At 40.7% G+C, this 17518-nt stretch carries 19 protein-coding genes and 1 tRNA gene; 10 read left to right on the plus strand and 10 right to left on the minus strand.

Annotated elements, in window-relative coordinates; all coding sequences use genetic code 11:
- Nucleotides 1-34: 34 nt before the first annotated feature.
- On the minus strand, nucleotides 35-1156 hold the full coding sequence (locus BLS32_RS14395; protein WP_091397357.1) for a glycosyltransferase family 2 protein: 1122 nt from the start codon (nucleotides 1154-1156) through the stop codon (nucleotides 35-37).
- Nucleotides 1153-2097 (minus strand): lysylphosphatidylglycerol synthase transmembrane domain-containing protein, encoded by a 945-nt coding sequence (locus BLS32_RS14400; protein WP_091397359.1) that lies wholly within the window; start codon nucleotides 2095-2097, stop codon nucleotides 1153-1155. The genes BLS32_RS14395 and BLS32_RS14400 overlap by 4 nt, the downstream gene beginning before the upstream one ends.
- A gap of 22 nt (nucleotides 2098-2119) precedes the next feature.
- On the opposite strand from BLS32_RS14400, the gene ruvC reads away from it, so the two are divergent.
- The 7 genes from ruvC to BLS32_RS14435 all read left to right on the plus strand — a co-directional run bounded on the left by ruvC (nucleotide 2120) and on the right by BLS32_RS14435 (nucleotide 6582).
- Nucleotides 2120-2674, plus strand: coding sequence for a crossover junction endodeoxyribonuclease RuvC (ruvC, locus tag BLS32_RS14405; protein WP_091397362.1), 555 nt, complete (start codon nucleotides 2120-2122; stop codon nucleotides 2672-2674).
- A gap of 93 nt (nucleotides 2675-2767) precedes the next feature.
- Nucleotides 2768-3898: a radical SAM family heme chaperone HemW gene (gene hemW, locus BLS32_RS14410; RefSeq protein ID WP_091397365.1), complete on the plus strand. Its 1131-nt coding sequence runs from the start codon at nucleotides 2768-2770 to the stop codon at nucleotides 3896-3898.
- An 11-nt stretch (nucleotides 3899-3909) separates the two neighbouring features.
- Nucleotides 3910-4677 carry a cyclase family protein gene (locus BLS32_RS14415; protein ID WP_091397368.1) on the plus strand — a complete coding sequence of 256 codons (768 nt, stop codon included), beginning with the start codon at nucleotides 3910-3912 and terminating at the stop codon, nucleotides 4675-4677.
- On the plus strand, nucleotides 4670-5071 hold the full coding sequence (locus BLS32_RS14420; RefSeq protein ID WP_091397741.1) for a GNAT family N-acetyltransferase: 402 nt from the start codon (nucleotides 4670-4672) through the stop codon (nucleotides 5069-5071). The genes BLS32_RS14415 and BLS32_RS14420 overlap by 8 nt, the downstream gene beginning before the upstream one ends.
- Nucleotides 5068-5427 carry a DUF4260 domain-containing protein gene (locus tag BLS32_RS14425; protein WP_091397371.1) on the plus strand — a complete coding sequence of 120 codons (360 nt, stop codon included), beginning with the start codon at nucleotides 5068-5070 and terminating at the stop codon, nucleotides 5425-5427. The genes BLS32_RS14420 and BLS32_RS14425 overlap by 4 nt, the downstream gene beginning before the upstream one ends.
- Entirely contained in the window at nucleotides 5424-5789 is a 366-nt protein-coding gene (locus BLS32_RS14430; protein WP_091397373.1) for an MmcQ/YjbR family DNA-binding protein, read from the plus strand. The genes BLS32_RS14425 and BLS32_RS14430 overlap by 4 nt, the downstream gene beginning before the upstream one ends.
- 40 nt (nucleotides 5790-5829) lie before the next feature.
- Nucleotides 5830-6582: a PH domain-containing protein gene (locus BLS32_RS14435; RefSeq protein WP_091397744.1), complete on the plus strand. Its 753-nt coding sequence runs from the start codon at nucleotides 5830-5832 to the stop codon at nucleotides 6580-6582.
- A gap of 1 nt (nucleotide 6583) precedes the next feature.
- Here BLS32_RS14435 and BLS32_RS14440 read toward each other — a convergent pair whose 3' ends face one another.
- Nucleotides 6584-7480 (minus strand): phosphatase PAP2 family protein, encoded by an 897-nt coding sequence (locus tag BLS32_RS14440; RefSeq protein ID WP_245699470.1) that lies wholly within the window; start codon nucleotides 7478-7480, stop codon nucleotides 6584-6586.
- Nucleotides 7481-7543: 63 nt separating this feature from the next.
- Entirely contained in the window at nucleotides 7544-8647 is a 1104-nt protein-coding gene (locus BLS32_RS14445; protein WP_091397749.1) for a DUF4407 domain-containing protein, read from the minus strand.
- A 254-nt stretch (nucleotides 8648-8901) separates the two neighbouring features.
- Between BLS32_RS14445 and BLS32_RS14450 the strand changes: the two genes are divergently transcribed.
- Both BLS32_RS14450 and BLS32_RS14455 read left to right on the plus strand, forming a co-directional pair.
- Nucleotides 8902-10143, plus strand: a complete 1242-nt coding sequence (locus BLS32_RS14450; RefSeq protein WP_091397377.1) for a glycosyltransferase family 4 protein — start codon at nucleotides 8902-8904, stop codon at nucleotides 10141-10143.
- Between the two features lie 131 nt (nucleotides 10144-10274).
- Nucleotides 10275-11090 carry a hypothetical protein gene (locus tag BLS32_RS14455; RefSeq protein ID WP_091397379.1) on the plus strand — a complete coding sequence of 272 codons (816 nt, stop codon included), beginning with the start codon at nucleotides 10275-10277 and terminating at the stop codon, nucleotides 11088-11090.
- Nucleotides 11091-11271: 181 nt separating this feature from the next.
- Here the strand turns inward: BLS32_RS14455 and BLS32_RS14460 are convergent, their stop codons facing one another.
- Together BLS32_RS14460 and BLS32_RS14465 are read right to left on the minus strand one after the other, a co-directional pair.
- Nucleotides 11272-11703, minus strand: a complete 432-nt coding sequence (locus BLS32_RS14460) for a toxin-antitoxin system YwqK family antitoxin (RefSeq protein ID WP_091397382.1) — start codon at nucleotides 11701-11703, stop codon at nucleotides 11272-11274.
- Nucleotides 11704-11925: 222 nt separating this feature from the next.
- A complete protein-coding gene (locus tag BLS32_RS14465; RefSeq protein WP_091397385.1) occupies nucleotides 11926-13317 on the minus strand; it encodes a dipeptidase in 1392 nt (463 codons plus the stop codon).
- Between the two features lie 108 nt (nucleotides 13318-13425).
- On the opposite strand from BLS32_RS14465, the gene BLS32_RS14470 reads away from it, so the two are divergent.
- Nucleotides 13426-13507: transfer RNA gene (locus BLS32_RS14470), tRNA-Leu, on the plus strand.
- A gap of 52 nt (nucleotides 13508-13559) precedes the next feature.
- Here BLS32_RS14470 and BLS32_RS14475 read toward each other — a convergent pair.
- The 4 genes from BLS32_RS14475 to BLS32_RS14490 all read right to left on the minus strand — a co-directional run bounded on the left by BLS32_RS14475 (nucleotide 13560) and on the right by BLS32_RS14490 (nucleotide 17230).
- Nucleotides 13560-13922 carry a nuclear transport factor 2 family protein gene (locus BLS32_RS14475; protein ID WP_091397388.1) on the minus strand — a complete coding sequence of 121 codons (363 nt, stop codon included), beginning with the start codon at nucleotides 13920-13922 and terminating at the stop codon, nucleotides 13560-13562.
- A gap of 85 nt (nucleotides 13923-14007) precedes the next feature.
- Nucleotides 14008-14913 (minus strand): pseudouridine synthase, encoded by a 906-nt coding sequence (locus BLS32_RS14480; RefSeq protein WP_091397391.1) that lies wholly within the window; start codon nucleotides 14911-14913, stop codon nucleotides 14008-14010.
- A gap of 376 nt (nucleotides 14914-15289) precedes the next feature.
- The gene (locus BLS32_RS14485; RefSeq protein WP_091397395.1) at nucleotides 15290-16216 is read right to left on the minus strand and encodes a geranylgeranylglycerol-phosphate geranylgeranyltransferase; all 927 of its coding nucleotides are present in this window, start codon (nucleotides 16214-16216) and stop codon (nucleotides 15290-15292) included.
- 75 nt (nucleotides 16217-16291) lie between these two features.
- Nucleotides 16292-17230 carry a mevalonate kinase family protein gene (locus tag BLS32_RS14490; protein ID WP_091397398.1) on the minus strand — a complete coding sequence of 313 codons (939 nt, stop codon included), beginning with the start codon at nucleotides 17228-17230 and terminating at the stop codon, nucleotides 16292-16294.
- Nucleotides 17231-17518 lie beyond the last annotated feature (288 nt).

Genomic DNA, 17518 nt, shown 5'->3' on the forward strand with positions numbered 1-17518 from the left:
GGCTATGGCATCAGGTTCCATAAGAAACCGAAATCTAAAACTTTCGGCCTTTCCATTCATATTTCCCAAACATTGCATACAAAGCGACAGCCACGCAAAAGAAAGGATAAAACAAACTTCCCAGAATCAAAAACCGCAACCTTTTCCCAGTCAGGAATTGGTTCGTTTTATAAAGCAAAATAGCATCAATTGAAAATTTAATTGAAAATAAAATCCCGAATTCGAGCCAGCAAAAATTAGAAAAAAGGCATAAGGCAAAAGCCATAGTACAGCATAAATTCGCCGTAAAAACAATCACAGCCAAATCTTTCCCAAAAACGCTTTGATAAGACCCGGTTTTCGAAGCCCAGCGCACGCGTTGGTTAAAAAGCGTTTTCCAGGAATTTTCAGGTTTAGTTAAAACAATATTGGTTTCTGATTTTAAGTATTTCACCTTTTCAGGAAATTTCGCCACGGCTTTCTGCAGTAAAAAAACGTCATCACCGCTTGCTAAATTATTATTTCCGCCAAAACCGCCAAGTTCCTGGAACAAGGATTTGGTATAAGCGAAATTTGCGCCGTTGCACATAAAGCCTAAGTTCATTCCGAAACTCCCAATCGTTGCGCCCTGCAAACTTGTTAAGTCCAATTGCTGAAAATGATGCAAAAATGATTTGGGATGTATATACGAAACCGATCCGGCAACCATCGCAACATTTTCATTTCTAATGAAGGCATCTAAAGTCCGCAGCCAGTTTGCATTGACTACGCAATCGGCGTCAGTCGTTACAATCCATTCGCTTTTTACAATCGGAACTGCTCTTGAAATCGCATCTTTTTTTGGTGAACCGGATATTTTAATATTTTCAAGCAAAGTCACCTGGTAACTTCCGTTTGCCATCCGCCAGTTATAAACCATCCGCACGGAATTGTCTTTAGAAAAATCATCAATCAAAATGAGTTCAAATAAATCTACCGGATAATCGAGTTTTCTAAAACTTTCGAGCAGTTCGGGCAAATTTTCAGCTTCATCCCGAAACGGAACGACGATCGAAAAAAAGATTTCCGGCGTTGATTTTTCGGCAACAAACAAAGGCACTTTCTTAAATCCGTAAATCAATTGCAAAACCGTTACGTAATAAATCAGGATGAAAATCAGTACTATTAAAAATATCATGCTGCTCTTGATGGTTTAAAATTCAACACATAATAACTGCCGATCGCGACGGGCAAAACCACGTTTAGGAACCACATCAGCGTACTGATAAAAATAACGATCCATTCGTTTACGCCCAACAATCCGAAGAAAAAAACGGCCACACTGCCTTTTACGGCAAAATCCAGAAACTGAAAAGTCGGCAATGAAGAAGCCAGAAAATATACCGAAGCAATCGCCGACATCAAGATGAAATACGGCAAATGCACATCAAAAGCTACAAACAAAAAATAATATTGATGCGAAAAAAATAAGTATCGGCACATGCCTAAAAATATATTTTTACGGTGAATCTTTTTCGAAACCTGATTGATTTTATGAATGAATTTTTCAAGCGAATACCCTTTGATTGTAAATCCTTTGAAGATGAAAGAAGCAAGAATCAAAATAACGAAAACGCCAAAAATAACTGCAACTATTTTCGGTTTGATGATTTCATGATTCGCATTAAAATACAACAATCCGAAAATTCCGAAAATCGTGCTCAACAACATCTGGATTCCGTTGTTGATGAGGTTCAGGAAAATGATTCTCTTGGTTTCCGATTTTTCGAAATACAACGCTTTTCCGGCATATTCGCCAATGCCGTTTGGTGTAAAAATAGAAGCCGTCAAAGCCGCTAGTACTTGTTTTGTCGCTTCTTTAATTGAAATCGGACGCAAATATGAAACCAGGTTTTGCCACTTTAAAATCTCAAAAAAACGGTTCAAAACACTTAGCGATAAAATAAAAAGAATACCTAAAAGCGACCAGTTTTCCCGGAATTTTTCCGCGAATTTTTCCCAGTCGAGTTTATCGTTGTTCGCGAGTTGGTTGTAGATAAAATAAAAAGCGCCGCCCACGACCAAAAGTTTGACCGCCACAATCAGGAATTGCTTAGCTTTGTCGGGAATTCGAAACATCACGCAAAATAACAAATTAAAATTGGCAAACGAGCGCATCATATTGGGAATCGATCCGGGAACGACGATTATGGGTTTTGGGCTCATCAAAGTGGTCAATAAAAACATGGAATTTCTTCAGTTAAACGAATTGATCCTGTCCAAATACGACGACCATTACACCAAACTCAAAGTCATTTTTGAACGGACAATCGAACTCATAGAAACGCACCATCCAGACGAAATAGCGATTGAAGCACCGTTTTTCGGAAAAAATGTCCAGTCGATGTTAAAGCTCGGGCGCGCACAAGGCGTTGCCATGGCGGCAGGTTTATCGCGCCAGATCCCAATTACCGAATACGAACCCAAAAAAATCAAAATGGCCATCACCGGAAATGGAAATGCCAGTAAAGAGCAAGTTGCGAAAATGCTTCAACAATTGCTCGGCTTGAAAGAATTGCCTAAAAACCTCGACAGCACCGATGGTTTGGCCGCTGCAGTGTGCCACTTTTTCAACTCGGGAAAAGTCGTTGGCGCTAAAAGTTATTCGGGTTGGGATGCATTTGTGAAGCAGAATGAAGAACGCGTGAAGAAATAATTAGGCAAATAGAAAAGGAGGCAATTAGAAAATTTTTCGGAATTGCGTATTTTCAATATCTAATTTCCTAATTGTCACATTATCTAATTAAAAATGTCCGGAATTTACATCCATATTCCTTTTTGCAAGCAAGCCTGCCATTACTGCGACTTCCATTTTTCGACTTCCATGAGAAATAAAGAAGCGATGATTTTGGCTTTGGCCAATGAACTGAAGCTACGCAAAACTGAATCAAATGAAATAATTGAAACGATTTATTTCGGCGGCGGAACGCCAAGTGTTTTGACAAATTCCGAATTGCAATTTTTGATTGATGCCGTTTACGAACATTACAAAGTTTCCGGAAATCCCGAAATTACGCTCGAAGCCAATCCCGACGATTTATCCGAAGCGCGAATTTTTGAATTGGCAAATTCTCCAATAAACCGTTTAAGTATAGGGATCCAATCCTTTTTTGAAGATGATTTGGTGATGATGAACCGCGCACATTCTTCAGTAGAAGCCAAAAAATCATTGGCTCTAGCCACAAAATATTTCGACAACATTTCCATCGACCTGATTTACGGAATTCCCGGAATGAGCAATGAAAAATGGAAGTACAATATTGAAACGGCTTTGAGTTTCGGCATTCCGCACATTTCGAGTTATGCGTTAACGGTCGAGCCGAAAACTGCATTAAAAAAACTTATTAAAACCGGAAAAATCGCAGAACCAAAAGACGAAGTTGCCCAGGAACATTTCCAGATTTTAGTCGACACTTTGCAGCAAAACGGATTCATACATTATGAACTGTCGAATTTCTCAAAGGAAAAATACTTTTCAAAGAACAATTCGGCGTACTGGCTCGGAAAAAAATACATCGGAATTGGCCCGTCGGCGCACAGTTACGATGGCATTTCTCGAAGCTGGAACGTCGCAAACAATTTGATTTATCTTAAAAATATCGAAAAAAACATCTTGCCATCTGAAGCAGAAATCCTTTCGATTACAGATCGCTACAACGAATACATCATGACCGGATTGCGAACGATCTGGGGCGTTTCATTGCGTCGGATTGAAAGTGAATTCGGGGCAAAATACCTGGGATATTTGTTAGAACAGGCGCAGAAATTCCTGTCGGACGAATTGCTCTCGATCGAAAATAACATTTTAACCACTACAAAAAAAGGAAAGTTTCTCGCAGACGGAATTGCAAGTGATTTGTTTTTGGTAAATTTGGATTAAAATCCGATTTCTTGAAAGCAACGATCCACCACAACAATAAAAATTTTGAAATTGATTTTTCAAATCCGCTTGACATTTCCATTCCGCTGACCAATTCAGATCAAAACCCGATTGCGTGGTATCTCAAAAAACCGGTAATTGAACCCGTGAAATCTGGCGATTGGATTGGGAAAGTTTCCGAAGGTAAATCGTCTACCAATTTCAACAACATCCAGTTCAATCCGCACGGACACGCCACGCACACCGAATGTCTCGGACATATCACGAAGGAATTTTACAGCATCAATCAAAGCTTAAAAACGTTTTTCTTTACGGCAGAACTCATTACGCTGCGGCCTTACGAACAAGGCGAAAATCACGTGATAACAAAAATTCAGATTATGGCCGCGTTAGAAGGAAAAACACCCGAAGCCATTGTGATCCGGACTTTACCGAACGATCCCGAGAAATTATCAAGAAAATATTCGAACACAAATCCGCCATATCTTGATGAAGCCGCCGCGATTTACATCCGCGAAAGCGGCATCAAACACCTGTTGATTGATTTGCCAAGTGTCGATAAAGAACGTGACGAAGGAAAATTACTGGCACACAAAGCCTTTTGGAACGTTACGAATGTGGATGTTTTAAATGCCGATGCGCGATTGGATGCAACAATTACAGAATTAATTTTCGTATCGGATGAAATTCCAGATGGCAGTTATTTCCTGAATTTGCAAATCGCTTCGTTTGAAAATGACGCTTCCCCAAGCAAACCCGTTTTATACAAATATGATTGAAATCTCTACAGATAAAAGCAGGCTTGATGTGCCGTTTATTCAGAATTTCCTGAAAGATATTTATTGGGCAGCCGGACGCACGATTGAAGAAGTGCAAACGACAATCGATCATTCGCATTGCTTTGGGATTTATCTCGACGGCAGGCAAATCGGCTTTGCACGCGTGATTACCGATTATGTGGTTTTTGCTTATATGATGGATGTTTTCATTGCTGAAGAACAACGCGGAAACGGATATTCGTCTATTTTAATTAAAGCCATGCTCGAAGATCCGAAATTGCAACAGCTCAAAATTTGGCGACTGGCAACAACCGACGCGCATTTTTTATATGAGAAATTCGGCTTTAAATTATTGGCACATCCCGAAAAAATGATGGAAAAAGTAATCAAATGAAAACAACGCTTAAGTTAGAAGAATTTGGAATGTTTGTATTTGGAATCTGGCTTTTCAGTCTTTTAAATTATCAATGGTGGTGGTTTTTGGCTTTGATTTTCGCGCCTGATTTTTCGATGATCGGATATGCTTTCGGAAATAAAACCGGTGCTTTCTCCTATAATTTATTCCACCATCGCGGCTTGGCCATTTTGGTTTACCTGCTTGGGATTTATCTGAAAATAAATGCTTTGCAGCTCATTGGAATCATATTATTTTCACACGCTTCATTGGACCGGATTTTTGGTTACGGACTTAAATATGAAAACGGATTTCAATTTACGCACTTGGGGAAAATAGGAAAAGAACAATCATGAACATACAACAATACTTCGAATACTGCCTTTCTAAAAACGCCGTGACCGAGCATTTTCCGTTTGATGAAGATACTTTGGTCTTTAAAGTATGCGGGAAGATGTTTGCATTGTCTTCGCTAAGCGCCTGGGAATCGGGCAAACCGTCGGTCAATTTAAAATGCGATCCCGAATATGCCGAAAAACTTCGGGCGCAATATGACGACATCAAACCCGGATTCCACATGAGCAAAGTGCATTGGAACACAATCGCGATCAACAGCGATGTATCTGATGCGATGCTTAAAAAACTCATCGACCATTCGTATGATTTGGTTTTTAAAAGCCTGACAAAGAAAATTCAGGACGAAATAAATGGGCATTAGCTGCGTTTTTTATTAAATTTGGATGCAATTTAAAAACGACATGAAAGAACAGATCAAAAAATTCCTGAACGAAGAGCAAGATCCGAAAGCGATTGAAAAAATCACGACAAAACTCAACGATTTGCTGATGAAAAACGAGGAAATCGGATATATTGGCGTACAGAAAAAACCTGCAATCACGGTTTTTCCAGACAGCATCGTACTCACAAACAAGCGCATCATCATGTGCAAGCCCAAAAATTTAGGCTTGTCGATGGATTTTACTGATTACTCCTGGGAAGATATTGTTGGAACGGTCGTAAAAGAAAATATCCTGGGTTCTGAATTTTCGTTTTCAACCAAAACCGACATTCAAGTCTCAATCGATTACCTTCCGAAAACACAGGCGCGCAAAATTTATACGTATGCCAAAGAGCAGTTGGAATTGTTGAAAGAAGGCGCTTTTGCGAATGTTGCTCCGGTCGTTACAACTGAGGAAGTTTTACAGCCAGAGCCGGTTTCACCAATAGCTGCAGTTCCGGAAATCATCGAAGAAGCCGAAGCGATCGAAGAAATGGAAACCGAAGAAGTAACCAACTTTGCCGAGATTCTTCCGGTTGCACAATCCGGTTACCGGGATGAAAAACAACATCCGGATGGATTTCCACAAGTTGAAAAAGAAAGATCTTTAGGGGATTTGTCAAATGAAGAATTATTCGAAAAGCTGCAGAATTATAAAAAACTCCTTGACAACGGCCTGATTTTACAAGGCGAATATGACAACCTGAAAAAGGAAATCTTAAGCCACATGTAATTCAAAAACTTCCTGCAATCCCGATCGTGTTGGTGGTGAACTGGAAATTCCAGGAAATCTTTTTGGCAGTAGGATCGGTTTTGTATTTTTTTTCTTTGTTGAGGTAATTGTCAATTCCGTCTACAACGGCAACACTCAAAGCAGTACTCAAAGCCACATCGGTAAGCCAGTGTGCGCCTGCCCAAAGCCTCGAAAGCGGTGCGACCATGCCAACGGCGTATATTCCAGATTTGATCCACGGATTTTTAAACTGTTTTCCAATCGCATACGCGGTCGTAAAGCTCAAAACGGTATGCCCGGATGGAAAAGAATTGTAACTCGGTTTTCCCGACAAAGGTTTGAAAGAAGCCGGGCCTTCGCGAAGGATTGGCCTACCGCGGCCCACGATCGTTTTTGCGAAAGTCTGAATAATTCCCGAAGCGGTCGCCGAAGAAATCAACAAGACGCCGGTTTTCCTGATTTTTTCGTTGTCGGTCAACAATCCAAATAAATACACGCCGCCGGTAATGCCGTAATTGTTTTGCGGGCTTCCAAAATACCAGCCGAATTGCTTGATGTCTCGGGGTGCACCTTTGCCCTGGTTCATGAAATAATCACTCGTTTCATCATCGGCAAGAAACAAAAGCGCCGTTCCGGTTGTGACCGCGCCAAAAGTCAGCAGGTCTTTTTTCTGCCATTTGAAAGGCTGGGTGTAGGCGTGTTTGATTCCGCCCCAGATATTCCGCCCGTCGTATTTTAAATTTTTCCACATCGAAGCATTGATGCTGTCGGTTTTTACCGAATCGATCACTGCGACAATCGTATCTTGTGCGGTGCTTTGCAAACTCGAAAGCAATAAAACGAGCAGAAAAAATCTGTAAAATAACTTAAAGGGAGCGAATTTGAAGCTGTTGCGCATTAGATATTTACTGCTTTGGATAAGAATGCCAAAGGTAAGAATTAATCACTTTGCTTCAAGAAATTACTGCATAGTCTTCTTTTGCTTGGCTACAAAATTTTCGGCCTGAAGCTCAAGCAATTCGGTGGCTTTGCTGCGTTGCAGGTCGTAAAGTTTTTTGTCTTCAGAAATATCAGCATAGACTTTATCATGCATCGATGCACTCGTTTTTACAAGCAGTTCCCGCTGGTATTTGTCCTGAGAAATAGTGGCTTTCAGAGCTGTTTCGAGATCTTCGAGCTTAAAATCATATTCGCCCTTCGGAGATAAAAGTTTCGCAATAATTGGAGAAGTTTCGATAGCAAGAAACAACAACATGATAAAAAATGAAGGCAGCCAAGGGAGTTTGTTCAAAGCATTGATTCGCGCCATCAATCCGTCAAAGCCGTCGATTATGGGTTGTGTATCGGTCACTTTTTTGTCGAGATCGGTTTGCAGCGTTTTGGCTTTTTTGTCGTTGTATGCGATTTTGTCGAGGTTGGTTTTCCTTAGTGCGTTGAGTTCGGCTTTTGCCAGATCATGCTTTGCGATCTTTTCTTTAAAAACCGGTCCTTTGCCCAATTTCATTGTGCCCTTTGTGCCTTCGGCTTCAGTGATATACGTTTCATAAAGCGTGTTGACTTCCTTTTCCTTTTTTGTGATTTCCGATTTCAGGCTGTCGGTTTGGGCTTTGTTTTTATCAAGATCGGATTTGAAGTAATCGGCGACCTGCTTTTTATTGGCTAAAGCCATTGCATTTTTCTCTTTCAGTAAAACCGTGTTGATCTCTTTTTCAAAGATTTTGATTTCCAATGGTTTCGAAATGACGATCGCAATGATGATTGCCAATGCGATCCGTGGCGTCGCCTGAAGGAATTCACTACTAAAACTGTCGCGTTTTCTAATGGTCGAAACGATAAACCGGTCGAGGTTAAAAATCAACAATCCCCAAACCAATCCAAAACCAATTGCGGGGTAAATGTTGTCAAATACGGTAAAAAGCGCATAAGCACTCGCGATAAAAGCCATAACGGCGGTGAAGAAAACGGTGGCGCCAATGCCTGAGAATTTGGTTTGTTCGCCTTCGGAGCAGTTTTCGAGCAAATTTTTGTCGGCCCCGGAACACAGGATGAAGAATTGTTTCAGCATGATTTGATTTTTTTCCATGGCGCTATAGAATCCCGACGGTTCGGGACTGATATGCCACAGGTGATTAGTGATTGATGATGCCTTAGCCTGAAAATCATCGGGCTACGACCTTACAAAAGTAACGCCAAAAAATTAAATATGGTATAAATGCCTGGCTGTATTTGCATTGTGCATTTACTACGGTGGTAATTTTGAATCGAAAACATGCCGTAATCCACATATAAAACTGTTATTTTGCAGGTATAAAAAGTGTGATGAACAACCAGAAAGTTTTGATTATCGGTATGGTCTGGCCTGAACCCAATTCGTCTGCGGCCGGAACCCGCATGCTGCAATTGATCGGCTTGTTGCAGCAAAACGGTTGTGAGATCATTTTTGCATCCGCCGCTTCCGACAGCGAATTTGCTTTTGATGTCACTCAGATTGGGATTGGAAAAGTTTCGATTGTATTGAATGATGCTTCATTTGATGAATTCGTAAAAACCTTGAATCCGCAAATGGTGCTGTTTGACCGTTTTGTGACCGAAGAGCAATTCGGCTGGCGCGTTGCCGAAAATTGCCCAAATGCCTTGCGGATTTTAGATACCGAAGATTTGCATTTTTTGCGCCTCGCACGGCAATTGGCATTTAAGGAAAAACGGGAATTTTCAACACATGATTTATTTTCTGATACGGCAAAAAGGGAAATTGCGAGCATTTTACGCTGTGACCTTTCGCTGATCATATCTAAAACCGAAATGGAGTTGCTGAAAAACGACTTTAAAATCGATGCTTCACTATTGCATTATCTCCCTTTTTTGGTTGATGAAATTAAGGAACGAGTTATAGAAAGCTGGCCCGGTTTTTCTGATCGGAAGGATTTTGTCTTCATCGGAAACTTTCTTCACGAACCCAATTGGAACACCGTTCAATATTTAAAAGAAACCATTTGGCCACGAATTAACGAATTGTTGCCTGATGTTTCGCTTCAGGTTTATGGCGCTTATCCATCGCAAAAAGCATTGCAGCTTCACAAGCCTTTCGAAAACTTTTACATCAACGGAAGAGCGACATCTGCCACAGCCGTTGTAAAAAAGGCACGCGTTGTTTTAGCGCCAATTCGTTTTGGGGCTGGGGCCAAAGGCAAACTGATTGAAGCGATGCAGTGCGGAACACCAAGTGTTACCACTACAATCGGAGCCGAATCGATGCATGGGAATTTTTCATGGAACGGAACAATTGCCAATGATCCCGAGGAAATTGCAAAAGCCGCCGCCGAATTATACCAAAATGAAACACTGTGGAAACAATCGCAATCAAACGGGATCACAATCATAAACAACCGCTATTCAAAACATATTTTTGAGAAAAATTTCATCGATGCTATTTCTGAAATCCAGTCAAAACTGGCAAAACACCGGCAGCAAAATTTCATCGGAGCCATATTGCAGCACCATCTGCTGACAAGTACAAAATACCTTTCACGTTGGATTGAAGCGAAAAACTCAAAAAACTGATTTTATTTAAAATAAAACTCTGAAAATCAGTTAAATAAAGAATAAAAGCGTACTTTTAAAATCCCCTGTCGGCATTTTCGTCCCCAAATTTCAAACCCGTATTTTAGTAACCAATAAATATATTTGAAATTATGAAAAGATTTACGCAGACATTTTTAGTAGCATTTGCCGCATTGGTTTTGACCAGCAATCTCGCGGCGCAGGAGCAAAAACAAAACTTTGTTACCGTAACGACCCTGCATTGGAATTTACAAAAACTGAATTTCGATCAAAAAGACTGGATCGCGCTCGAAAAGGAATATTTGGACAAAGTCACCAAAAAAAACGAATTTATCCTTGAACAAACAGTCCTGATGCACCATTTTACTGCCGACAACTCCGAACTGCTTTTGATTACGACTTATCCATCGTGGGAAGCGATTGAAAAAGCAGGAAAAAAATCCGATGAATTGGTGATGGCCGCCTGGCCCGATGAAAAAGCACGAAATGCTTATTTTGAAAAAAAAGAAGCTTTTTATGCCGGAAACCATTCTGATGAAATTTACAAAACCACGCCTGGCGTTAAAAATGCGGCTGCAAAATCAGATAAAGCCATGGTTTATTATGTTCGAAAAAGCCATTGGGCGTTTCCTAAAGATGGCAATGAAAAGGAATTTGGCGCACTCGCAACAAAATTCCTTGACGCGACAACCTATAAAAACGATCTCGTAAAATCCTATTATTCGCTGGTGCACGCCTGGGGTTCAGACAATACCGAACTGGTCGAGACTTTTGTCGTAGACAATATGGGAGATATCGAAAAACTGAATGAGAAAAACCGCGAATTGTTCAGGGCGGCAATGCCTGACGAAGCCAAAAGAAAGGAATTCAACACGGCATACGGAAAATATTTTACGCGCGTGCATGCCGATTACATTTACAAATCGGTTCCTGAATTAATGAAGTAGTTCAACGTTTTAGAGTTTCGAGTGGCAAAGTTGCAAAGTTTAAATTCGGTCTTTGGCCGGATTTTTTATTTGGGCGTTGCCCTGCGGGCCAGGCTGTTCGCTGTATCTTTTTTTCGTGCCTCAAAAAAGGATGCCGCTTCCATCCTTAACGCGTGCCAACGGCAAACAAGAAACAACATGATTATAAGCCATCAATTTTTTTATCCGAAGATAATTCGCCGTTGACATAATTTTTAATTCGGATGCGCTTTCCATTTTCATCATAAAAAAACCAGTCGCCTGTGTAATGCCAATGCGTAACCGAATCTGTGATAGCCATTTTTGTTTTTCCTTGAGATTTGACCATTCCGTTTTCGTAATAATTCGTGACTTCGCAAATGCTATTTTTATAGTGCTCTTTTTTCTCGAGTTTGTTGTTGGCAAAACTTTTCCAAGTGCCTTTCTCGATTCCTTTTTTGTACTTTCCAGTTGATTTGTATGGAATATTATTTACGGTGTCGGCATAAACCCAACGGCCTTGTTTTTCCTTGTTCTTTGTTTGGTTGATCTTGCAGCCTGAAGATAGAATCAGCAGTAAAATCAAATATGGAGCGATTTTGTTAAGGATTTTCATTTGCGGGAATTTACATAAATGTAATGAAAATACTGGTTGTTTTGAAGTTGGCCCGCGTTAGTGATGGAAGCGAAAATCCTTTTGAAGCGCAGCGGAAAAAGATTGCAGCGGACAGCGCGGCCCGCAGGGCAACGCCAAAATAAAAACCATTAAGGCATTAAGTTTCATTAAGCGCACTTAATTTTCTTAATTCCTTAATGGTTTTAGAATTATTTCGGGAAATTATTTTTTGAACAATTCCACAAAATATTTGTAAAATAACGGAATCGTTTCAATGCCTTTTAAATAATTGAAAATCCCAAAATGCTCGTTTGGCGAATGGATCGCATCGCTGTCGAGTCCGAATCCCATTAAGATGGTTTTGCTTTTGAGTTCTTTTTCAAACAACGCCACAATTGGAATGCTTCCGCCGGAACGCACCGGAATCGCCGGAACGCCGAAAGTTTCCGTGTAGGCTTTGTTCGCAGCCTGGTAACCAATGCTGTCAATTGGCGTGACATAACCTTGCCCGCCGTGATGGGGCTTCACTTTTACCGTTACGCCAGCAGGCGCGATGCTTTCGAAATGTTTGGTAAACAATTCGGTGATTTCCTGCCAGTCCTGGTTTGGAACCAGGCGCATCGAAATTTTCGCGTAGGCTTTGCTTGCAATGACCGTTTTTGCGCCTTCGCCGGTGTAGCCGCCCCAGATGCCGTTGACGTCTAAGGTTGGCCTGATTGAGTTTCTTTCGTTGGTTACATAGCCTTTTTCGCCGTAAACGTCATTCAGGTCGAGCGCTTTTTTATAATTTTCAAGGTTGAATGGCGCTTTGGCCATTTCGGCCCTTTCTTCAGTAGACAATTCTTGTACGTTGTCGTAAAATCCGGGAATGGTAATGTGGTTGTTTTCGTCGTGGAGCGATGCAATCATTTTTGCCAAAACGTTGATCGGGTTTGCAACAGCGCCGCCATACAATCCCGAATGCAGGTCGCGGTTTGGGCCGGTAACTTCAACTTCTACATAGCTTAATCCGCGCAAGCCTGTGGTAATTGAAGGTTGCTGGTTTGAGATCATTCCGGTATCGGAAATTAAAATCACGTCATTTTTGAGTTTTTCCTGGTTGCGTTCTACAAACCAACTTAGGCTTTTAGAACCCACTTCTTCTTCACCTTCGATCATGAATTTCACGTTGCAGGGCAAAGTATTCGATTGCACCATATATTCCAGCGCTTTGACGTGCATGTACATTTGCCCTTTGTCATCGCAGGAACCGCGGGCGAAAATGGCACCTTCGGGATGGATTTCTGTTTTTTTGATTACGGGTTCGAATGGCGGTGAAGTCCACAAATCCATGGGATCCGGAGGCTGCACGTCGTAATGTCCGTAAACCAAAACTGTTGGTAAATTCGGATCTATGGTTTTCTCGCCGTAAACAATCGGGTAACCTGGCGTATCGCAAATCTCTACAAAATCGCAACCGGCTTTTTCGAGGCTTTGTTTTACAGCGGTTGCTGTATCGATAACGTCCTGAGAGTAAGCAGGATCGGCGCTTACCGAAGGTATTTTGAGCAATTCGATCAATTCGTTTATAAATCTGTCTTTGTGGTGCTGAACGTATGATTTGATGTTGTCCATTATAAAAATTGGTTTAGATACCCAAAAGTACAAAAAAGAGAATAAATATTTTTTTGAATATTTTCCTTTGAATATTAGAAGTTATGTTTATATTTGCACCCAATTCACGCGGATATGGTGAAATTGGTAGACATGCCAGACTTAGGATCTGGTGCCGCAAGGCGTGTAGGTTCGAGTCCTATTATCCGCACAAAAAAGCCTTTCTGAAAGAAAGGCTTTTTTATTTATGATTTATTTTAGCTTTACCCATGATACACCCGCGACCCAATAATCTTTCCATCTTTCACTTCTAAAACTTCTGCAACCAGCATATTTTCTTCACCTTCAACCGTCCGAACATACTCCATAAACACTCGGTCGCCATTTGCTGTAAGCGATTTTACTTTATAATTTAAAGACGGCAAGCGCTCAAATGCGTCTTTCCACCAGTCGCGAAAGGCTGCTTTTCCGGTAACCAAACCTTTTGTTTCGGGATGTCTGATTTTTAATTTTGGGCTAAAATGTTCCGCGTCGTCGTCATACAAAGACAAAAGTTGTTCGAGATTGTGCGAATTAAAAGCATCAAACCATTTAAAGGCAATGGATTGTAATTTTTCTGGAGTCATGAATTTGAGTTTGGATAAATGTAAGCAATCGCAATCAAAAAAAATCCCGAAAAGCAATTTTCGGGATTTTATATTTCAGTTGAAATTAAACGTTTTTCAGGTTGATGATTTCCTGTTCGGTCAAGAATCGCCAGTTGCCGCGCGGCAGGTTTTTCTTCGTTAGTCCGGCAAACGACACACGGTCGATTCGCAAAACATCATATTGAAAGTGCTCGAAAATATTTCTTACGACTTTAATGTTTGCTGATCTTAATTTGAGTCCGATTTCACTTTTTGGCTCATTTTCAATGTAACTGATCTCTTCCACAAAAACGCGGTGTCCGTCCAAAGTCATGCCTTTGCTGATTCTTTCAAGATCTTCAAACTTTAAATTTTTATCCAAAGTGACCTGGTAAATTTTAGAAGATTTCTGGCTTGGCAAACTAAATTTCCGGATCATATCGGTGTCATTTGTAAACAAAAGCAATCCGGTTGTATTTTTATCCATGCGGCCTACAGGCGCGATTTTCGAATTTGTCGAACCTTTTACCAATTCAAAAACGTTGCGCTCATTGAGTTCGTCTTCAGCCGTTGTAAAGTTTTTAGGCTTGTTCAAAAGGATGTATTCTTTCTTTTCGGGAGTCAAAACCGCGCCGTCAAAATTCACGACATCGCCCGGTTTTACGAGGTAACCCATTTCGGTTACCGGAATCCCGTTGACTTTCACATTCCCGGATTGGATGTAAATATCAGCATCTCGACGCGAACAGGCACCCGAGTTTGCAATGTATTTGTTCAAACGGATTTCGTCTTTTGCTTTCGCCCTTTTCGGAGCCTGGTTTGGCTGTTTCGCCGGTTTGTCGCTTACGGGTTCAGCTGCTTTTGGCGCTGGTTTGGCTTTTTTCGGGCCTTGGGCGCGTTTCGCCATTGCCGGTTTCGGCTTGTTGGAATTTGGCCTCGTGCGGTTTCCTGGTGCGCCGCCACGTTTGTTGTTGCCTTCCTTGTTGTTCATGATCTTCAATAATTTGGGCAAAGATAGTCATTTGGATCGGATTTTTTAGGAGCTATTCCGGCTATGCGCTGCAATCTTTTTTGCCAGGTGAAATCATACAAAAAGAGAAAATTTTCTATGGCAAAAAAGGATTTACGCTTCTATCCGGGCTAGGGCAGTTGGGGATCAAAAGGTGAAACATGGCATATAAAAAAAAACCATTAAGAACGTTAAGGGTTAATGAACTTAATGCTCTTAATGATTCAAAAAAACCAAACATGAAACTGTTAAAAAACTTCAGGCGAAATAAAAAGCCCTAGCCCTGATGGCAGCGGCATCCTTTTGCGGCGGAGCACAGCGGAGCCGGAAAAGATAGAGCGGACAGCAGGAATAGCTCCTAAAAATGAACCATCATCAGATAATTCCGGCCATGAACCAGCACCGAAGGATTGATCAATACGATGCAGAAAACGCCAGAAACGATCAGGAATTTCAGGATGTTGTGCAATTTTGTAAACTGCGGTTTGGTATCGGCTTTCCACAAATACAACAAGAAAAAAATGAGCGAGATCATGCAGAAATAAAAGTAAATGTCCATATAACCCACTTCAAAAATGTCAATCAGCGCATACATTGGGAAAACCGTCGCAATGCAGATCAAAGTGATGAATTGCTTTGAAACTTTTTCGCCCAAGATCACCGGAATGGTTCTGTAATCATTAACTAAATCACCGGTCAGGTTTTCAAGATCCTTGACCATTTCGCGTACCAAAAGCAGCAAATACAAAAAAGTCGCATGTGCAAAAATCACCGAATAGAAGTTTTTGAAATACATCAAAATGGCGAAAAATGGTAAAACTGCCATGAAAGCCGACATTAAATTTCCAATGATCGGGTACTTTTTGACTTTGTGCGAATAAAACCAGATCAGGAAAATATAAGCCGAAAAGAAAATCACCGCGCGCCATGACACGAAAAATGCAATGAAAACGACCAAAAAGTTTAAGGAGAAATAAACATAAAGCTTGGTTTTCTGGCTCACCAAACGGTCGAGCATTGATTTATTAGGTCGGTTAATGAGGTCTTTTTTGCTGTCGTAAAAGCTGTTTATGATGTAACCCGAAGCAATCGTTAAAGAAGAAGCGATTACGATAAGGAATAAATTTAGGTCGAGAATCACGTTCAGCGCCGCCTTTTCAGGAGCAAGAATGAAAATCGCCGAAAGGTATTGCGCTAAAATAATAATCGGAATATTATAGCCGCGAACGACAGAGAACAAACTCGCAATTTTGAGCAATAAGAGTTTGTTTTTCCTGCTTAACATGTTAAGGTTTGATATTTTGAAGATTTGGGCAAGTTTTTTCCGCAAACTGCATCATTTCTGCCTTTTTACTTCTGCCTAAAATTGATAAACGACTTCCAATTTGTAATCTTTTAGCGCTGCTTTTGCTTTTTGAAGGTCTTGTGTAAATCCTAAAATATAACCGCCGCCGCCGGATCCGCAAAGTTTTAGATAGTAATCGTTGCTGTCAATTCCGTGTTGCCAGATGCCGTGAAATTGTTCCGGGATCATGGGTTTAAAGTTGTTTAAAACGACTTTAGAGAGTTTTTTCGTATTTGAAAACAGTGATTTCATGTCGCCGCCAAGGAAATTCTCCACACACGCATCGGTGTATTTGACGAACTGGTTTTTGAGCATGGTGCGGAATCCGCTGTCTTTTAAATTTTCCATGAAGATGTTAACCATCGGAGCAGTTTCGCCTACGATTCCAGAATCTAATAAAAAGACGGCGCCTTTTCCGTCAAAACTTTGCGTTGGGATTCCCGTTGCTTCAATATTGTCTTTCGAATTAATCAGAATTGGAATGCTCAAATAACTGTTCAATGGATCGAGACCAGAGCTTTTTCCGTGAAAAAACGATTCCATTTGGGCGAAAATATTTTTAAGCTGAAGCAATTTCTCACGCGTCAAATTTTCAAGAACGGTAATTTTGTTTTTGGCATATTTGTCGTAAATCGCCGCAACAAGCGCGCCACTGCTTCCCACGCCATAACCTTGCGGAATACTTGAATCGAAATACATGCCGCTCGCAATGTCTTTATGCAGGCTTTCCAAATCAAAAGTCACCAGTTCAGCATGTTCGTTTTGCAGGTTTTCAAGATAAAATACAAAACGGCTCAGGCTGGCATTTGATTTCACAGCTTCTTCGGAAGGATTTTCGGAAACCTTTAAAGCACCATTGTAAAAATTATAAGGAATCGACAGGCCTTTGGAATCTTTAATAATTCCGTATTCCCCGAAGAGTAGTATTTTTGAGTAAAATAGAGGTCCTTTCATTTAATGGATAATTGACAATCAACAATTGATAATTATTTTTGTTTTGCCGTATTAAGGATGCTGGTTAAGAATCTTAATTGTTCGGCTATTCCGGATTTGCTTTTTTGGAAATCGTCGTCATTTAGATAACCTGACAAATGTAGCAATTCTATTCAGTAATCTGCCTCATTTACTCCTTTTAAAGCGATTGACAATTTATGAATAAAATTAGTTTGCTTTGAGCATATTCAGCTTCCTGGATGTTGCTCCTATTGATGTTCCAGAGCGCAATGTTTGTTTTGATAAGAC

Source organism: Flavobacterium noncentrifugens (assembly GCF_900100375.1).
GTDB classification, from domain to species: domain Bacteria; phylum Bacteroidota; class Bacteroidia; order Flavobacteriales; family Flavobacteriaceae; genus Flavobacterium; species Flavobacterium noncentrifugens.